Source organism: Paractinoplanes durhamensis, from assembly GCF_016862175.1.
Lineage (GTDB): Bacteria > Actinomycetota > Actinomycetes > Mycobacteriales > Micromonosporaceae > Actinoplanes > Actinoplanes durhamensis.
The window spans coordinates 62,631-77,058 of record NZ_BOML01000034.1 but is presented as its reverse complement, the minus strand read 5'-3'; the positions used below and the strand labels follow the sequence as shown (position 1 = coordinate 77,058).

General features: G+C 68.7%; 18 protein-coding genes and 1 riboswitch. Of the genes, 14 read left to right on the top strand and 4 right to left on the bottom strand.

What is annotated here, in order from left to right; translation table 11 throughout:
- Window positions 1-17: 17 nt before the first annotated feature.
- Window positions 18-674 (bottom strand): response regulator, encoded by a 657-nt coding sequence (locus Adu01nite_RS20935; RefSeq protein WP_203728600.1) that lies wholly within the window; start codon window positions 672-674, stop codon window positions 18-20.
- A 220-nt stretch (window positions 675-894) separates the two neighbouring features.
- Here Adu01nite_RS20935 and Adu01nite_RS20930 point away from each other — a divergent pair, with 220 nt between their 5' ends.
- From Adu01nite_RS20930 to Adu01nite_RS20915, 4 genes are all read left to right on the top strand, one after another.
- A complete protein-coding gene (locus Adu01nite_RS20930; protein WP_203728599.1) occupies window positions 895-1,386 on the top strand; it encodes an AfsR/SARP family transcriptional regulator in 492 nt (163 codons plus the stop codon).
- Window positions 1,387-1,422: 36 nt separating this feature from the next.
- Window positions 1,423-2,016, top strand: a complete 594-nt coding sequence (locus tag Adu01nite_RS20925; RefSeq protein WP_203728598.1) for a class I SAM-dependent methyltransferase — start codon at window positions 1,423-1,425, stop codon at window positions 2,014-2,016.
- A 94-nt stretch (window positions 2,017-2,110) separates the two neighbouring features.
- Window positions 2,111-2,599 (top strand): MarR family winged helix-turn-helix transcriptional regulator, encoded by a 489-nt coding sequence (locus Adu01nite_RS20920; RefSeq protein WP_239132583.1) that lies wholly within the window; start codon window positions 2,111-2,113, stop codon window positions 2,597-2,599.
- A complete protein-coding gene (locus Adu01nite_RS20915; protein WP_203728597.1) occupies window positions 2,596-4,317 on the top strand; it encodes an MDR family MFS transporter in 1,722 nt (573 codons plus the stop codon). The genes Adu01nite_RS20920 and Adu01nite_RS20915 overlap by 4 nt, the downstream gene beginning before the upstream one ends.
- Before the next feature lie 152 nt (window positions 4,318-4,469).
- Here the strand turns inward: Adu01nite_RS20915 and Adu01nite_RS20910 are convergent, their stop codons facing one another.
- Window positions 4,470-5,249: an ANTAR domain-containing protein gene (locus Adu01nite_RS20910; protein ID WP_239132582.1), complete on the bottom strand. Its 780-nt coding sequence runs from the start codon at window positions 5,247-5,249 to the stop codon at window positions 4,470-4,472.
- Between the two features lie 350 nt (window positions 5,250-5,599).
- Between Adu01nite_RS20910 and Adu01nite_RS20905 the strand changes: the two genes are divergently transcribed.
- The 3 genes from Adu01nite_RS20905 to Adu01nite_RS20895 all read left to right on the top strand — a co-directional run bounded on the left by Adu01nite_RS20905 (window position 5,600) and on the right by Adu01nite_RS20895 (window position 7,671).
- Window positions 5,600-6,022 (top strand): hypothetical protein, encoded by a 423-nt coding sequence (locus tag Adu01nite_RS20905; RefSeq protein WP_203728596.1) that lies wholly within the window; start codon window positions 5,600-5,602, stop codon window positions 6,020-6,022.
- Between the two features lie 10 nt (window positions 6,023-6,032).
- Window positions 6,033-6,350 (top strand): DUF3817 domain-containing protein, encoded by a 318-nt coding sequence (locus tag Adu01nite_RS20900; RefSeq protein ID WP_203728595.1) that lies wholly within the window; start codon window positions 6,033-6,035, stop codon window positions 6,348-6,350.
- A gap of 206 nt (window positions 6,351-6,556) precedes the next feature.
- Window positions 6,557-6,687: riboswitch (cyclic di-AMP (ydaO/yuaA leader) on the top strand.
- 57 nt (window positions 6,688-6,744) lie between these two features.
- Window positions 6,745-7,671, top strand: coding sequence for a C40 family peptidase (locus Adu01nite_RS20895; RefSeq protein ID WP_203728594.1), 927 nt, complete (start codon window positions 6,745-6,747; stop codon window positions 7,669-7,671).
- Between the two features lie 76 nt (window positions 7,672-7,747).
- Here the strand turns inward: Adu01nite_RS20895 and Adu01nite_RS20890 are convergent, their stop codons facing one another.
- The gene (locus Adu01nite_RS20890) at window positions 7,748-8,752 is read right to left on the bottom strand and encodes a sigma-70 family RNA polymerase sigma factor (RefSeq protein WP_203728593.1); all 1,005 of its coding nucleotides are present in this window, start codon (window positions 8,750-8,752) and stop codon (window positions 7,748-7,750) included.
- A 523-nt stretch (window positions 8,753-9,275) separates the two neighbouring features.
- Here Adu01nite_RS20890 and Adu01nite_RS20885 point away from each other — a divergent pair.
- Entirely contained in the window at window positions 9,276-9,974 is a 699-nt protein-coding gene (locus Adu01nite_RS20885; protein WP_438871088.1) for an SDR family NAD(P)-dependent oxidoreductase, read from the top strand.
- Between the two features lie 5 nt (window positions 9,975-9,979).
- Here the strand turns inward: Adu01nite_RS20885 and Adu01nite_RS20880 are convergent, their stop codons facing one another.
- Window positions 9,980-10,690, bottom strand: a complete 711-nt coding sequence (locus tag Adu01nite_RS20880) for a dTMP kinase (protein WP_203728591.1) — start codon at window positions 10,688-10,690, stop codon at window positions 9,980-9,982.
- 181 nt (window positions 10,691-10,871) lie between these two features.
- On the opposite strand from Adu01nite_RS20880, the gene Adu01nite_RS20875 reads away from it, so the two are divergent.
- The 6 genes from Adu01nite_RS20875 to Adu01nite_RS20850 all read left to right on the top strand — a co-directional run bounded on the left by Adu01nite_RS20875 (window position 10,872) and on the right by Adu01nite_RS20850 (window position 14,423).
- Entirely contained in the window at window positions 10,872-11,456 is a 585-nt protein-coding gene (locus Adu01nite_RS20875; protein ID WP_203728590.1) for a nucleotidyltransferase, read from the top strand.
- Between the two features lies 1 nt (window position 11,457).
- Entirely contained in the window at window positions 11,458-11,709 is a 252-nt protein-coding gene (locus tag Adu01nite_RS20870) for a hypothetical protein (protein WP_203728589.1), read from the top strand.
- Window positions 11,706-12,449 carry a metallophosphoesterase family protein gene (locus tag Adu01nite_RS20865; RefSeq protein ID WP_203728588.1) on the top strand — a complete coding sequence of 248 codons (744 nt, stop codon included), beginning with the start codon at window positions 11,706-11,708 and terminating at the stop codon, window positions 12,447-12,449. The genes Adu01nite_RS20870 and Adu01nite_RS20865 overlap by 4 nt, the downstream gene beginning before the upstream one ends.
- A gap of 39 nt (window positions 12,450-12,488) precedes the next feature.
- A complete protein-coding gene (locus tag Adu01nite_RS20860; protein WP_203728587.1) occupies window positions 12,489-12,632 on the top strand; it encodes a GPGG-motif small membrane protein in 144 nt (47 codons plus the stop codon).
- A gap of 185 nt (window positions 12,633-12,817) precedes the next feature.
- Complete coding sequence (locus Adu01nite_RS20855; protein ID WP_203728586.1) at window positions 12,818-13,690, top strand: MHYT domain-containing protein; 873 nt, start codon at window positions 12,818-12,820, stop codon at window positions 13,688-13,690.
- A gap of 16 nt (window positions 13,691-13,706) precedes the next feature.
- Window positions 13,707-14,423 carry an HD domain-containing protein gene (locus Adu01nite_RS20850; RefSeq protein WP_203728585.1) on the top strand — a complete coding sequence of 239 codons (717 nt, stop codon included), beginning with the start codon at window positions 13,707-13,709 and terminating at the stop codon, window positions 14,421-14,423.
- The last annotated feature ends 5 nt before the right edge of the window (window positions 14,424-14,428 follow it).

Here is a 14,428-nt window from a genome sequence, read left to right as displayed (position 1 = left end):
GCGTGAACTACTTAGAGTTACTGCCGACCGGGACGGATCAGACCGCGCCGAGTGGCGATCGCGACCGCCTCCAGCTGGCTGTGCGCGCCGAGCTTGGCGAGCACCGCCTTCACGTACCCGCGGCAGGTGTGGAGGCTTATTCCGAGCCGCCGGGCGATGGCCCGGGCGTCGAGTCCGGCCGCCATCAGATGGAGCACCTCGTCCTCGCGCGAGGTCAGCCCGCCGCCACGCGGCGCGACCGCCGGGGTGGTGCTGCGCAGCAGCCGGGCGAGGATGTCGGTGGAGACGGTCATGCCGCCGCCGTGTGCGGTGCGTAGCGCGTTGAGCACGTCGCCGAGCGCACCGTTCTTGGACAGGAAGCCGGCCGCACCGGCCGCCGTCGCGCGACCGACAAGAGCCGATTCATTGCTCGCAGTGAGGATCACCACACGTGTGTCCGGCTGCCGTACGCGAATCAGCTCAGCAATCGCAATTCCGTCCGCATCGGACAGTTCTGGATCGAGGAGGATCACATTGGGCTGGAGCTGTGCGGACAACTGCAGGGCCTCCGCACCGGTGCGTGCGTGGCCGACATACTCAAGGTCAGGCTGGCCGGCCAGAGCGTGTCCGAGCAGCTCGGCGAACGTCTGGTGGCCGTCGACGACGAGGACGCTGATCGCTTCGCCGTTGTTCATGCGCCACCTTTCAACCGAACGGACCCCGGAAGTCTAAGGAGTACCGGCACTCATCTTTGCCCTACCAACAGGCTGGCGATGCGTCGGGCCGGATCCGTTCCGCCGGTACGCCCGGAAGCAGGATGAGGCCAAGCGGACGCGATCACCAGTCTTTCGGTTGATCTGCACCCCTCGCGTTGGGGCTTGCCGCACAACTCTCTCAGACGGAGAGTTTCGATTCATGTTCGACATCCAGCTCTTCGGCCGCGTCGAGGTTCGCACTCGGGGCGAGCACCTGGCGGGGCGTGACTTCGGCGGCGACCGTCCGAGGCACCTGCTTGCCCTGCTCGCGCTGCGTGGCGAGACGTCCATCTCGGAGCTGGCCGAGCTGCTGGGCACGAGCAAGAAGTCCGTTGAGGCCGACTTGTCGGTTCTTCGGAAGCACCTCGAACCGGGCGTAAGCTCCCGCGACTCGGTGATCGGCATCCACCGCGGCCGCCTGCGCCTCGACCCCGACCGGGTCCGGGTCGACGTGGCCCGCTTCGAGGAGCTGATCGCCGCGGCCGAGGGCCGCTCGGCCGCGCGGGCGGTCAAGCCGCTCACCGCCGCCGCCTTCCTGGCCACCCGCCCGCTCCTGGAGGACGAGGACGTCGCGTGGGCCGCCGAGGCCCGCACGGCATACCGCGCCAAGCTCGTGATGGCCCAGCGCACCGAGCCGACTCCGGTCCTCTGACCCAAAAGAGGTAACGCAGGAGAGCAGAATCGCGGGGTGCCGACCACCGCGTTGCTCCCCGTCCCGCTCGCTCCCGAGATCTCGCTCCACCTGGTCAAGGAGCCGGTCGGCCTGTTCGATCTGACCGGCGGCGAGTTCCGCAGCGACGAACCGCCCCCGTTCTGGGCCTTCGTCTGGGCCGGCGGCCAGGCCCTGGCCCGATACGTCCTCGACCATCCGGAAACGGTGGCCGGCAAGCGCGTGCACGACCTGGCCACCGGCTCCGGCGTGGCCGCCATCGCCGCCGCCCGGTCCGGCGCCGCCCATGTCGCGGCCACCGACCTGGACCCGGCCGCGGTGGCCGCCGCCCTCCGCAACGCGCGAGCGAACGGCGTCACCGTCGGTGACACCCCGGATCGCCCCGAGGTGATCCTGGCGGGCGACGTGTTCTACAGCCCGGCGGTCGCGCCCCAGATCACCAAAATTCTCCGCGAAGCCCGCCGAAATTCGGTCGATGTCCTGGTTGGCGACCCCGGACGGGGGTACTTCCCGGATCGGCTCTTCACTGCGCTGGCCGAGTACACCGTGCCGGTACCGGCCGCGCTGGAGGAAGCCGAATCGCTCGTGACCACCGTCTGGCGGATGCGATGAGCGTCACTCTCCGCTGGCCGAAAACCAAGATGTTTTCATCGCGCAACCAGTTGTAGGCTGCACGCATTAATCAAGCTTTCAAGCGAGGCCGCAGGTGGAACAGCAGAACCCGGCAACCGGGGCGTCCCGGCTGGCCGACGAACTTGTGCGGTTCTTCCGGCTGGGTGCACGGGCCAAGAGCATGCTCAACAAGGGGGACATGGGGGCGGAGTTCTCCGCGCTGATGCTGCTCTTCCCGCTGCGGTTCCACGGTCCGATGCGGGTGACCGACCTCGCCGAGGTCAAGCAGGCCGACCCCTCGACGGTCAGCCGGCAGGCCGCCCAGCTCGTGAAAGCCGGCCTGGCCCGGCGCGAGGCCGACCCGGAGGACGGGCGGGCATCGCGGCTGGCGATCACCGAGGCCGGCCTGGACGCCTGCCGTCAGCTGCACGAGGCCCGCGAGGCAATGCTCGCCGAGGCGCTCAGCGGCTGGCCGGCCGAACGGGTCGAGGCGTTCGTCGAGCTCTTCACCGAATTCAATACGGCGGTCGAGACGCGCTTACGCAGCGAACCGACCGCGACACCACCACGGGAGATCGCGTGAGCAACCCCAAGACCGAAGCACCGGCAGCGCCCTCCTCGGAATTCACCCATCGGCAGATCCTCACCATTCTCGGTGGGCTGATGATGGGCATGTTCCTGGCCGCGCTCGACCAGACCATCATGGCGACCGCGACCCGGACGATCGCCGACGACCTGCACGGCTTCAACCTGCAGGCGTGGGCCACCACGGCGTTCCTCATCACGTCGACGATCTCCACGCCGCTGTACGGCAAGTTGTCCGACATCTACGGGCGGCGGCCGTTCTTCCTGTTCGCGATCGGCATCTTCATCGTCGGCTCGATGCTCTGCGGCCTGTCCCAGAACATGTACGAGCTGGCCGCCTTCCGCGCGATCCAGGGCATCGGCGCCGGTGGCCTCATGTCGCTGGCCCTGGTGATCATCGGGGACATCGTGCCGCCCCGCGAACGGGCCCGCTACCAGGGCCTCTTCCTGGCCGTCTTCGGCACCGCGAGCGTCATCGGCCCGATCCTGGGCGGTTTCTTCGCCGGCGCCGACACCATCCTCTGGGTGGACGGCTGGCGCTGGGTCTTCTACCTGAACGTGCCGATCGGCATCGCCGCCATGGCGGTCGTGGCCCGGGTCCTGCACCTGCCGCACCACCGCACCGACCACCGGATCGACTGGCCCGGCGCGCTCAGCCTGATCGTCGGCCTGGTGCCGCTGCTGACCGTGGCGGAGCAGGGCCGCGACTGGGGATGGGGCTCCGGCCGGGCGATCGCCTGCTTCGCGGTCGGCGTGATCGGCATCGTCGCGTTCATCTTCGCCGAGCGCGCCTATGGCGACGAGGCGCTGCTGCCGCTGCGGCTGTTCCGCAACCGCACGGTCGCCGTCGGCGCAGCCTCCAGCAGCATCCTCGGCATGGCGATGTTCGGCGGCCTGATGACCGTCCCGCTGTACCTGCAGATCGTGAAGGGCTCATCGGCGACGCAGGCCGGCCTGCAGATGATCCCGTTCGTGCTCGGCATCATGGCCGGCTCGATCACCGCCGGTCAGCTCATCGCCCGCACCGGCCGCTACCGCATCTTCCCGATCATCGGCAGCTCCCTGATGCTGGTCGCGCTGGGACTCTTCGCGCTGATCGGCGCGGACACCCCGCTCTGGCAGACCATGCTGATCATGGTGGTCATGGGCCTCGGCCTGGGCGGCAACATGCAGCCGATGATCACGGCGGTGCAGAACGCGGTCAACCCGCGGGAGATCGGCGTGGCCACCAGCTCGGTGACGTTCTTCCGCTCGATGGGCGGCACGCTCGGCACCGCGATCTTCCTGTCCGTGCTGTTCAACGTGCTGCCCGGCAAGATCAGCAACTCGTTCACCGCGGCCGCGCAGACGCCCGACTTCCAGAAGGCGCTGGCCGACCACCCCGACCAGGCGAAGATCCTGCAGCAGGCCACCAGCGGCGGCGGCAGCAACGACCTGAGCGACACCTCGTGGATCAACAAGCTCACCGACGTCCTCGCCCACCCGTTCAAGACCGGCTTCTCGGACGGCATCCAGGTGGTCTTCCTGATGGCCCTCGCGATCATGGTGATCGGCCTGATCGTGGTCTTCTTCCTGCCCGAGATCCCGCTCTCCCAGCGCTCGGCGCAGCAGCAGCGCGCCGACGACATCCTGGCCGCGGAGAACAGCGACGGCGTGCCCGGCGAGGTAGGCGCGGGCCCGGGCCACGACAAGATCCCGGCCGGCAAGGACACCTAAGAGATCAAAAGCGTTCCGGGTGTACGCCCGGAGCACGTCACCGTCGAGCCGGGGCCGCCACGCGCGGCCCCCGGCTCGATCCGTATCCGCCCGCAGCAGCGTTTGGCCATGGCTGTTGTGAAGATCAACGCGATTGACGTGCCGAGTAAGCCTCAGGCGTTGCGGGCGGCCGCGGCGGCGACCAGGCGGTCGGCGACCGCGTGCCGGTCGATCCCGAGTCGCTGGGCGGTCTCGGTCAGCACGTCGTAGGCCTCCCGCACGCCGCAACCGCGCTGCGCGATGATCACGCCGACCGCCCGGTCGACCGTCGCGTCGGTGCTCGTCTCGTCCCGCCGGCGCAGCTCGCCGAGCAGCACCTCGGCCTGGTTGACCAGGGCCATCGCGGTGATCAGCGGATCCGGCCCGAGCGCACCGGCCCGATCGAGGTAGAGGCTGACCGCGCCGACCTCGGCCCGGGGCACGTCGAGCGGGATGGCGACCACCGCGTGGATCCCGGCCGCACGGGCCGGCTCGGCCAGGTGCGGCCAGCGCTCGTCGGTGTAGAGGTCGTCCGCCGTGGTCAGGGCGCGACTGCGGGCCGCGTCGAGCCCGGGACCGGTGCTCAGCTCGTACGCAAGCGTGTCGAGGCTCGCTCCGATCGCAGCGTTCGCGGTGCAGGTGGGTGGGCCGCCCTCGCCGATCAGGGTGACCGAGCAACGCACCGTGCCCGGCACCGCACCGGCGACGAAGGCCGCCAGGCGTTCGATCGCCACAGCGAAGCTCTCCGCGCCGAGAAGGCGCACCGACAGCTCGTGCAGGAGTCCGGCCAGTTCGACCGCGTGCGGGCCGCTCAGGGCCGCCGCACGGGCCGCACTACGCGTTTTGGCCGGGCGGCGCAGCAAACGTGCGGGACCACGCAGCGGGGACGAAATCCGGCGATTCGGTGCAGACACGCGGGGCATATTGCCACGACCATCGACAGACACGGAAGTTCGTTGCCCCTACCGGGTGGCGTCGCCGGGCGCTCGTGCTGATCATGCACCCCGGCGGAAGGGACCCCGGAACAAGAACAACGCCCCCGGGTGAACCCGGGGACGTTGCCCAAAAGATGTCGGTGTGCAGGTCGCCTCTCGGCGATTGGCACGACACGGCTCCAGCCGAACGGTATTCCGTGAAGGCATTAGTGGTGAGGCCCGGGGACACTGGTCACACCGACATCCGCTATCAACGGTCGACCCCCGGCCGCGATTCCGTTAGTGGTTGTGACGCGGGCCACACTCACCTCGTCGGTATTCTCGTGAGCATGAAGGGGCTGTGGACGCCGGCGTGGATAGCGCGGCACGTCGCGGCCCTGGTGGTCGTGGTCGGATGCCTCGGCCTGGGCTGGTGGCAGTTCAGCCGGGCCAGCGGGGGCAATTCGCTCAGCTGGGGTTACACGTTCGAGTGGCCGGTCTTCGCCGGTTTCTTCGCCTTCCTCTGGTGGCGCGAGGTGCAGCTGACCCGCCGCCCGCCGAAGCCGGCCGACGAGCCGGCCGAGGAGGACGAGGCGCCACGGGTCCCAGGTGGGCCTGTTACGGTCGGCCGGCCGGTCCGGGTGGCGGTCCAGGCGCCGGCGACCGAGGACGACGCGGAGCTGTCCGCCTACAACGACTACCTCGTCTGGCTGGCCGCGCACCCCGGTGCCCGCCCGGTCGACTATCCCGGTAACCAAAGCTCGACGAAATAGGACGTGGATCGTGCAGGGAGCCCTGACCCGCTACCGGATCATCGCGTGGATCGTCGGCGTGTGCCTGCTCGCGCTCGTCGTGGTCGGCATGCCGCTGAAATACCTGGGCGACAACGACACCGTGGTCGCCCTCGTCGGCCCGGCCCACGGTTTCCTGTTCATGGTCTACCTGGTGCTGACCTTCGATCTCGCTCGCCGGGCCGGGTGGGCGTTCCCGCGCATGCTGCTGGTGATGGCGGCGGGCACGATCCCGTTCCTCTCCTTCTGGGCGGAGCGTAAGGTGAGCCAGGTGTGGATCCCCGCCGAGCTGGCGAAAAGTCCAGTTTGAGCCGCTGATTAACGCGGCGTCTCCGGCAAATGACAATGTGTTATCAGGATCATTTACGCATCTCTGACCTTTGTCTTAAATCCCTTGCGCAGACCTTGATTTTGTTTTCCGCGCCGATAAGTTAGTGCGGTTGGATCGGTCCGCAGCCACAAACCCTCGGTGGCACCGGCCAACGTCGCCGAATCCGCGCGGTAACCGCATGCTCTCCCCCGAGCACGCAAGGTTGTCGCGGCAGAACCGGGGAACCGCGTTTCTGGGGTGAATCCGCGCGAGCGGTAGGGCACTCTTCCGAGCCCGAATCCGACAGCTAACCCGGTAGGCGGCCGAGCGGAAGAAAGGCCAGCAACCGGTGCCACACCCCCGAACCAGGCTTCGGTCACTCGTGGTCGCGGCAATGGCGCTCGCACTCACCGGGTCGATGGCGACCTCGGCACACGCGGCGCCGTCCGAGACCGAGCTGAAAAAGAAGATCGACACTGCGTCGGACCAGCTCGAGGACATCACCGAGTCGTACAACAAGCTCAAGATCGACCTGGCCAAGACCGGGACCGACCAGAAGAACCTGGCCGCCTCGATCGCGCCGGCCAAGGCGAAGCTCCTGGTCGCCAGCGCTCAGGTCAACAACATCGCGGCCACGTCCTACAAGCAGGGCCGGGTCGGCCCGATGTCCGCGATGCTGGGCGGTGAGCAGGGCGGTCTCATCGAGCGGATGAGCTACCTCGACCTGATCCAGAAGTCCAACCAGCGCGACATCGACGCCTACACGAACACGACGCAGACCTTCAACGAGCGCTCCGCCGCTCTGAAGACGACGCAGGCCAAGCAGGCGGCCCAGCTCGCCGAGATGGACGCCCGCAAGAAGAAGATCGAGGGCGACATCAAGAAGCTGCGGGCGCTGCGCGAGCAGGCCTACGGCAGCGCCACCGAGAAGGGCGTCTCCGGCGCCGCGGGCACCGCCCCGGACATCTCGGGCTCGGCTGGCGAGGCGGTCGACTACGCCTACGTGCAGGCCAACAAGCCGGCCTACTACGGCTACGGCGACTCCGGGCCCAGCACGTTCGACTGCTCGGGTCTGACCATGATGGCGTGGAAGCAGGCCGGCAAGTCGCTGCCGCACAATGCCGCCGCGCAGTACAGCGCGACCGCCCGCATCACGAAGTCCCAGCTGCAACCGGGCGACCTGGTGTTCTATCGCAGCCTCGGCCACGTCGGCATCTACGTCGGCGGCGGCATGATCATCGACGCGTCCCGCGAGGGCGAGCCGATCAAGAAGAGGTCGATCAACATCATGACCCCGTACGGCTACGGCCGGGTCAAGTAACTTCCTCTCCCCCGGATACGCGGAAGGCCGGTACCCCTGAAGGGTACCGGCCTTTTCGTCGGGGGATGTTGCTTGGTTACGCGGCCTGCAGGCCCTCGGCCCGGGCCAGCTCGCGCAGCCGGCCGAGCGCCTGGATCTCGAGCTGGCGGATGCGCTCCCGGCTGAGCGAGAAGCGCGAGGCCACCTCGGTCAGCGAGTGCTCCCGGCCGTCCTCGAGGCCGTAGCGGGCCCGCATGATGCCGGCCGACCGGTCGTCGAGGTGGTTGAGCAGGCCCTCGATGCGCTGCCGCTCCAGAGCGGTCAGCACGATCTCCTCGGGCGACGGCGCGTCGCTGTCGGCCACCAGGTCGCCCAGGTTGGTGTCGCCGTCGTCGCCGACCGGCGTGTCCAGCGAGACCGTGTCCTGCGCCCACCGGGTGAGCTCGTTGACCCGCTCGACGGTCACGCCGAGCGCCGTCGCGATCTGCTCGGGCTCCGGGTCGGCGCCCAGCTCACGGACGAGCTGCCGGGTGACGTTGCGCATCCGGTTGACGTCCTCGACCAGGTGCACGGGGAGGCGCACGGTGCGCTCCTGCTGGGCGATGGCCCGGCTGATCGCCTGGCGCACCCACCACGTCGCGTAGGTCGAGAACTTGTAGCCGCGCTCGTAGTCGAACTTCTCGACCGCGCGAACCAGGCCGGTGTTGCCCTCCTGGATGAGGTCGAGCATCGGCATGCCCGAGCGCACGTAACGCCGGGCGATCGACACGACCAGTCGCAGGTTGGCCCGGATGAACAGGTCCTTCGCGCGCTGCCCCTCCTGGACGAGGCGCTCCAGTTCTTCCCGGCTCACACCAGGCTTGGCCTTGCCCTCGTCGAGCAGGAACTCGGCGTAGAGGCCCGCCTCGATCTGCTTGGAGAGCTCGACTTCCTGAGCTGCGTCCAGCAGCGGCGTCCGGGAGATCTCGTGCAGATAGACGCCGACCAGATCCCGCTCCTCGGCGACCTGGTCGGTCCGCATGACGGTGTTCTTCTCCACGTTGCCCACGGTCCCCTCATTGCGTTCACTACTAACCCCGTTACGGGCAAACCCTGTGTTCATCAGTTCCTCCCCGTAACGTCCGCAGTTCGTACATTGCGGCTACTGGCATCTACACAACAAATGGCTGCTCGCACTGATTCCGGCTGGTGGGTCGAAAGTGTCACGAATGCCTGAGCGATTCCTGAGAGCCGCGTGCGATGTTGCTGAGGAAGGGCTCGTCCAGTGCGGGCGATCTTTGCAGCCGACCTCGGTCGCGCAGCATGACGCATACCCGCGTTGGTCTCAATGACACCATCGGCCCCTCATCCGTCGCAGCGACACGCATCACCACTGTGCTTGGGACGCTCGTCACTACCCAGTACGGCCAGTAGCCGTCCCGGGTTCAGGTGCAGCATCGACAGCTTCGCGACCGGCCTGAAACAAAAGCCTCGCCGAAAAGATCCCGATGCACGCCTCCCGAACGGGACCACCTGCCACAATGCGGCACGGCCCGCCGGAGAACACTCGCCCGTACGAGTGACGCCCGGGCAGGTGACGCTTGTTTCCTACCCCGGAACACAGTGACGAGAAACACAGGCGCAGCATGGGTTCCATGAGCAACTCGCGGACGGTAATCGTCACCGGTGGGGCCGGCGGGCTCGGTTCGGCCACCGTCGAGGCCTTCCTCGCGGACGGGTGGCGGGTGGTCGCGCCGGTGCGGCCCGGACGGCGGACGGTGCTGCCGGCGGGGGCGATCGGCGTCGAGGGTGATCTGAGTGACACGGCCGACGTCGCCGCCGCGGTCGCCGCCGCGGCCGGGGAGCCGGGGGCGCCGCTGCGGGCGGTGGTCAATCTGGCCGGGGCGTACGGCGGGGGCGGGCTCGTCGCGGACACCCCCGTCGAGGACTTCGAGCGGATGCTGACGGTGAACCTGCGGCCGACCTATCTGGTCACCGCCGCGACCCTGCCGCATCTGGTCGCGGCCGGCGGCGGCGGGATCGTCTGCGTGTCGTCGCGGGCCGCGGTGGCGCCGTTCCCCGGGGCGGCCGGCTATGTCACGGCCAAGGCCGCGGTGCTGGCGTTCGCGGGGGCGGTCGCGGTCGAGTACAAGAAGGCCGGTGTGCGCTGCAACACGGTGCTGCCCAGTGTGATCGACACCCCGGCCAACCGGCGGAGCATGCCGGACGCCGACTTCGAGCGCTGGGTGCGGCCCGACGAGATCACCCCGGCGATCCTGTTCCTCGCCTCGGACGCTTCCGCGCCCACCACCGGCGCGCAGGTTCCGGTCTACGGGCAGGCGTAGCCGCTTCAGAAGGACTCAGCCAACTGCCAGCCGAGGGCGGTCGCGCCGGCCAGGAGCGGGCCGCCGGCCAGGACCAACGTGCGGACCCGGGAACCGGCCCTGGTTACCGTGGCCGGCATCGGGAGGCGGCTGCGGATCGCGGCGGCCACCTCGTCCGGGGTGCCGTTGGCGTCGATCACCACGAAGCTCGGGTACTCGGGCAGGGACCGGTAGGCGGTGGCGGCCGCGGACAGGTAGTCGGTGCTCTCGTGGTCGTAGCCGCGGGCCTCGATGCGGTCGTGGGCGATCTGCGGGTCCACGGTGAGCAGGAAGGTCACGTCGGGGCTCGGGAACAGCCGGTAGGCCAGCCGGGCGCGGCGCTCGGCGGCGGGCTGCGCGGCCCGGGCACGCAGGCTCGCGTACTGGCAGACCGCGTACCGGTCCATCACGGTGATCTCGCCGGTGAAGGCGCGGCGCAGCAGCGTGCGCAGGATGGCCAGCCAGCGCAGCACCGACTCGACGAAGAGCATGGCCTTGCGGCCCAGCAGGTCTTCGGCGTCGTCGCCGCGGCCCAGCCTCGCGGAGAGCCGGCCGAACCAGCGCCGGCCGCCCGCGTTCCGGCGGTAGGAGGCCCGCAAACCGTCGGCGGCCAGGGCGTCGGCGAGCCGGTGAGCCTGGGTCGTCTTGCCACTTCCGTCGATCCCGACGAGGGCGATCGTGCGCGATTGGCGGGTCATGCCCACCAACGGTAACCGGGCCTGCCCATAGCGTTTCACAGCAAGCGCTCGCCACGTCGTACCAAAATGGGGTCAAGCAGTTGAAATGGCTCGCTGGACCCCTTGGCGTGAGGTTCACGGGGAAGCGCGCCCGGGTAGGAGATATCGGCACGGACCGAACACGCCGACAGGGGGAAACGCCATGCCGCACCACGTGGATGCCGGGCTGGCCACCACGCTCAAGCGGGTGGCCGCCACCCTCAAATCCGCCGACCTCCCGTTCGCTCTCGGCGGCAGTTTCGCGGTCTACGCGCACGGTGGCCACTCCAGCGATCACGACGTCGACTTCCTGATCCGGGAACAGGACAAGGAAGCGGCGCTGACCGCGCTCGCCGGGGTCGGCTTCAAGACCGAGCAGCCGCCGGAGGACTGGCTGGTCAAGGTCTACGAGGAGGACCGGATGGTGGATCTGATCTACCGCCCGGTGGAGACTCCGGTCACCGACGAGACGCTGCGCGACTGCGAAATGATCTCGGTCGAGGCGATCAACATGCCGGTGATCTCGGCTACCCAGCTGATGGTGCACAAGCTGCTCAGCTACAGCCAGCACTACTGCGACTTCGCCACCGGATTCCCGGTGGCCCGCTCATTGCGGGAGCAGATCGACTGGAACCGGGTCCGGCGGGAGACGACCGGATCGCCGTACGCCGAAGCGTTCTTGATCTTGCTTGATCGCTTGGACGTCGTCCCCTTGCCGGGGGACCAAGCCATGGGAGTAGGGGGATGAGATGAGCACTCAACTCGACGAGTACCTGGAAGCCGAGATCCAGAGCCTGCTCACCGACGGGCGGATCGCCGAACTGGGCATCACCGTCAACCGCCGCGAGCACCACTTGGTGCTGGGCGGCGAGGTGGAGAGCACCCAGCGCCGGGACGCGATCTGCCTGCAGATCAACGAGCGATTCCCGGACGTGCAGATCGTCTGCGACATCGGCATCACCCGGGCCCAGGCGCCCAGCGAGGTGGAGGAGATTTCATGATCCGGATCGCTGCCGTGGGCGACGTGCACGTGGACAAGGACGTCCTCGGCCGGTTCCGGCCGGCCCTCGAGGAGTTGCCCGACCGGGCCGACGCGCTGCTGATCGCCGGGGATCTGACCCGGCACGGCACGGTCGACGAGGCGCGCTGCTTCGTCACCGAGTTCGGCGGGCTGGGCGTGCCGGTCGTGGTGGTCCTGGGCAACCACGACCATCAGAGCGACCAGCAGGCCCGGGTCACCGATGTGCTCACCGACGCGGGCATCACCGTGCTGGAGGGCGAGGCGACCGTCCTGGAGCTGCACGGGCATCGACTCGGCATCGCCGGGGTGAAGGGGTTCGGCGGCGGGTTCGCCGGGGCCTGCGCCAGCAACTTCGGCGAGCGGGAGATGAAGGAGTTCGTCGGCACCACCGAGGTGATCGCCCAGCGGCTCGAGGCGGCCCTGATGTCGGTGCAGGTCGACGCCCTGGTCGCGCTCACCCACTACGCCCCGGTGCCGGACACGCTGGTCGGCGAACCGCTGGAGATCTATGCGTTCCTCGGCTGTTATCAGCTGGGGCGGGCGATCGACGCCACGCCGGCCGCGCTGGCCCTGCACGGGCACGCGCACCACGGCTCGGAACGCGGGCGGACTCCGGGCGGGGTTCCGGTGCGCAACGTCGCCCATCCGGTGATCAAGCAGGCGTACAACGTCTACCAACTGCTGTCCGACAGCGTGGACTCCGCATTGGTCGCCAACTAGGTGGGTTTCCGATTTCGAGGGTCCGGGTAACCCGATCGCATGGACGTCATCCTCTGGATCCTCGCAGTCATCCTGGTGGTCGCCGGCATCCTCGCGCTGTTCCGGCGGCAGCTCCTCTGGGGCATCGTGCTCATCATCGTCGGTCTCCTGGTGGGTCCCGGCGGCGTCAGCATCTTCACCTGATCCCCCCGGCCCAAGAACAACTGAATCCCCCGAAACCGGGACTACCGATCAATCGGTGGTCCCGGTTCTTCTTTGTCCCGGCGTCGGGACTCTTTGTGATGGACCGCACATGCGGTGCGACGAATGTCCGAGTTTCTGGCCGTAAATCACTCGGGCATATCCGTCGATCCTCTCGAGGTACCGCAGTGACCGAGGTCCATCACTTCACGTACGGGGTCTTCAATCCGCTCGCGGCGTACCTGCTCGCGTTCCTGGGTTCCTTCTTCGGGCTGCTCTGCACGGCCCGCGCCCGCGACGCCCGTACCGGCAGCCGGCGCACCCGGTGGCTCGGGATCGCCGCGTTCGCGATCGGCGGCGGCGCGATCTGGCTCATGCACTTCTCCGCGATGCTCGGCTTCGACGTGCCGGCCAGCCCGGTCCGGTTCGACCTCGGGATGACCCTGCTGAGCCTGGTCTTCGCGGTGATCGCGGTCGGCTTCGGCCTGATGATCGTCGGGCACGGCCCGCGCCGGCTCTCCCGGGTGATCGGGGCCGGCCTGCTCACCGGCGGCGGCGTGCTGGCCATGCACTACAGCGGCATGGAGGGCATGCACGTGGCCGGCACCATCCACTACAACCTGGCGCTGGTGCTGGCCTCGGCCATCATCGCGGTGGTGGCGTCCACGGTGGCGCTCTGGTTCGCCATCTCGGTGCGCGGCTGGCTCCCGGTCTCCGGCGCCGCCGCGATCATGGCGATCGCGGTGTGCGGCATGCACTACACCGGCATGGCGGCCATGAACGTCACGCTCGACAACCGCGTCGAGGACGTGCACGGCATCCGGCCGCTCACGATGATCGTGCCGATCACGGTGATCACCGCGGCCACCATCATCGGGGTCGCGCTGAGCGCACTGCAGGCGATGACCGAGGAGGAATTCACCGACGGCGCCGTCACTCCGAAGCGGGGCATGCATGCCGGAACCACCAGTCCGTGGTCACTCAAGCAGGCGTCGATGGCCACCCAGTCCCGGCGTCCGTCACCCCGGCCCGTTCCCGCACGGTCCACTACCAACGGGTAAAACCTATGCTGAGCGCATGGCGACCCGGATGCTGCTGTCGATGCCACTGCATGCGATCACCGAGGTCTACGGCGAGGCGGGGCTGCGGGACCGCTTCCTGATGGAGGTGGACACCTTCCCGCCCGACGACCGGGCCGAGCTGGTGTCCGCGCTCGACCTCGCCACCAAACTGCACGCGGACGACCGGCGGGTCCGCGAGCCCTACCTCAACCACCTGCTCCGGGTCGCGATCCGGATCATCAGGTACTACGGGGTGCGGGACGTCGACGTGCTCGCCGCCGCGCTGCTGCACGACGCGGTCGAGGACCACCCGTCCGAGCTGGGCCTGCTGGCCGACGGCACGCACCAGGAGCTGACCGACGCGGCCATCGCCGAGCTGGCCCGCCGGTTCAACCCGAGGGTGGCCGAGCTGGTCCGCTCGGTCACCAACCCGGAGTACGACCCGGACCGCGACCGCCACGAGCAGTACCGCGAGCACGTGGCGGCGAGCCTCGACCGGGACCCGTGGGCCCGGGTGATCAAGGTCTCCGACTTCACCGACAACGGCGTGGGCGTCATCCACACCACCGCGGAGAAGGCGTTCTCCTCGGCCACCAAATACCGGCCACTCGTGCCCAAACTGCGCGAGCTGGTCGGGCGGGCGGACACCCCGCTGTCGATGGCGGCCAAGGACCACATCCTCGATCAACTGGACCTGGCGGAGGAGCGGTTCGCCGCCATTCTGGACGATTAATCTGG

Bases quoted from the DNA above. Each gene is read 5' to 3' on its own strand.
- Adu01nite_RS20930 (WP_203728599.1), top strand. From the start codon at position 895: ATGTTCGACATCCAGCTCTTCGGCCGCGTCGAGGTTCGCACTCGGGGC.
- Adu01nite_RS20875 (WP_203728590.1), top strand. From the start codon at position 10,872: ATGCCGCACCACGTGGATGCCGGGCTGGCCACCACGCTCAAGCGGGTG.
- Adu01nite_RS20935 (WP_203728600.1), bottom strand. From the start codon at position 674: ATGAACAACGGCGAAGCGATCAGCGTCCTCGTCGTCGACGGCCACCAG.
- Adu01nite_RS20865 (WP_203728588.1), top strand. From the start codon at position 11,706: ATGATCCGGATCGCTGCCGTGGGCGACGTGCACGTGGACAAGGACGTC.
- Adu01nite_RS20880 (WP_203728591.1), bottom strand. From the start codon at position 10,690: ATGACCCGCCAATCGCGCACGATCGCCCTCGTCGGGATCGACGGAAGT.
- Adu01nite_RS20890 (WP_203728593.1), bottom strand. From the start codon at position 8,752: ATGAACACAGGGTTTGCCCGTAACGGGGTTAGTAGTGAACGCAATGAG.
- Adu01nite_RS20895 (WP_203728594.1), top strand. From the start codon at position 6,745: ATGGCGCTCGCACTCACCGGGTCGATGGCGACCTCGGCACACGCGGCG.
- Adu01nite_RS20870 (WP_203728589.1), top strand. From the start codon at position 11,458: ATGAGCACTCAACTCGACGAGTACCTGGAAGCCGAGATCCAGAGCCTG.
- Adu01nite_RS20885 (WP_438871088.1), top strand. From the start codon at position 9,276: ATGGGTTCCATGAGCAACTCGCGGACGGTAATCGTCACCGGTGGGGCC.
- Adu01nite_RS20905 (WP_203728596.1), top strand. From the start codon at position 5,600: ATGAAGGGGCTGTGGACGCCGGCGTGGATAGCGCGGCACGTCGCGGCC.
- Adu01nite_RS20860 (WP_203728587.1), top strand. From the start codon at position 12,489: ATGGACGTCATCCTCTGGATCCTCGCAGTCATCCTGGTGGTCGCCGGC.
- Adu01nite_RS20850 (WP_203728585.1), top strand. From the start codon at position 13,707: ATGGCGACCCGGATGCTGCTGTCGATGCCACTGCATGCGATCACCGAG.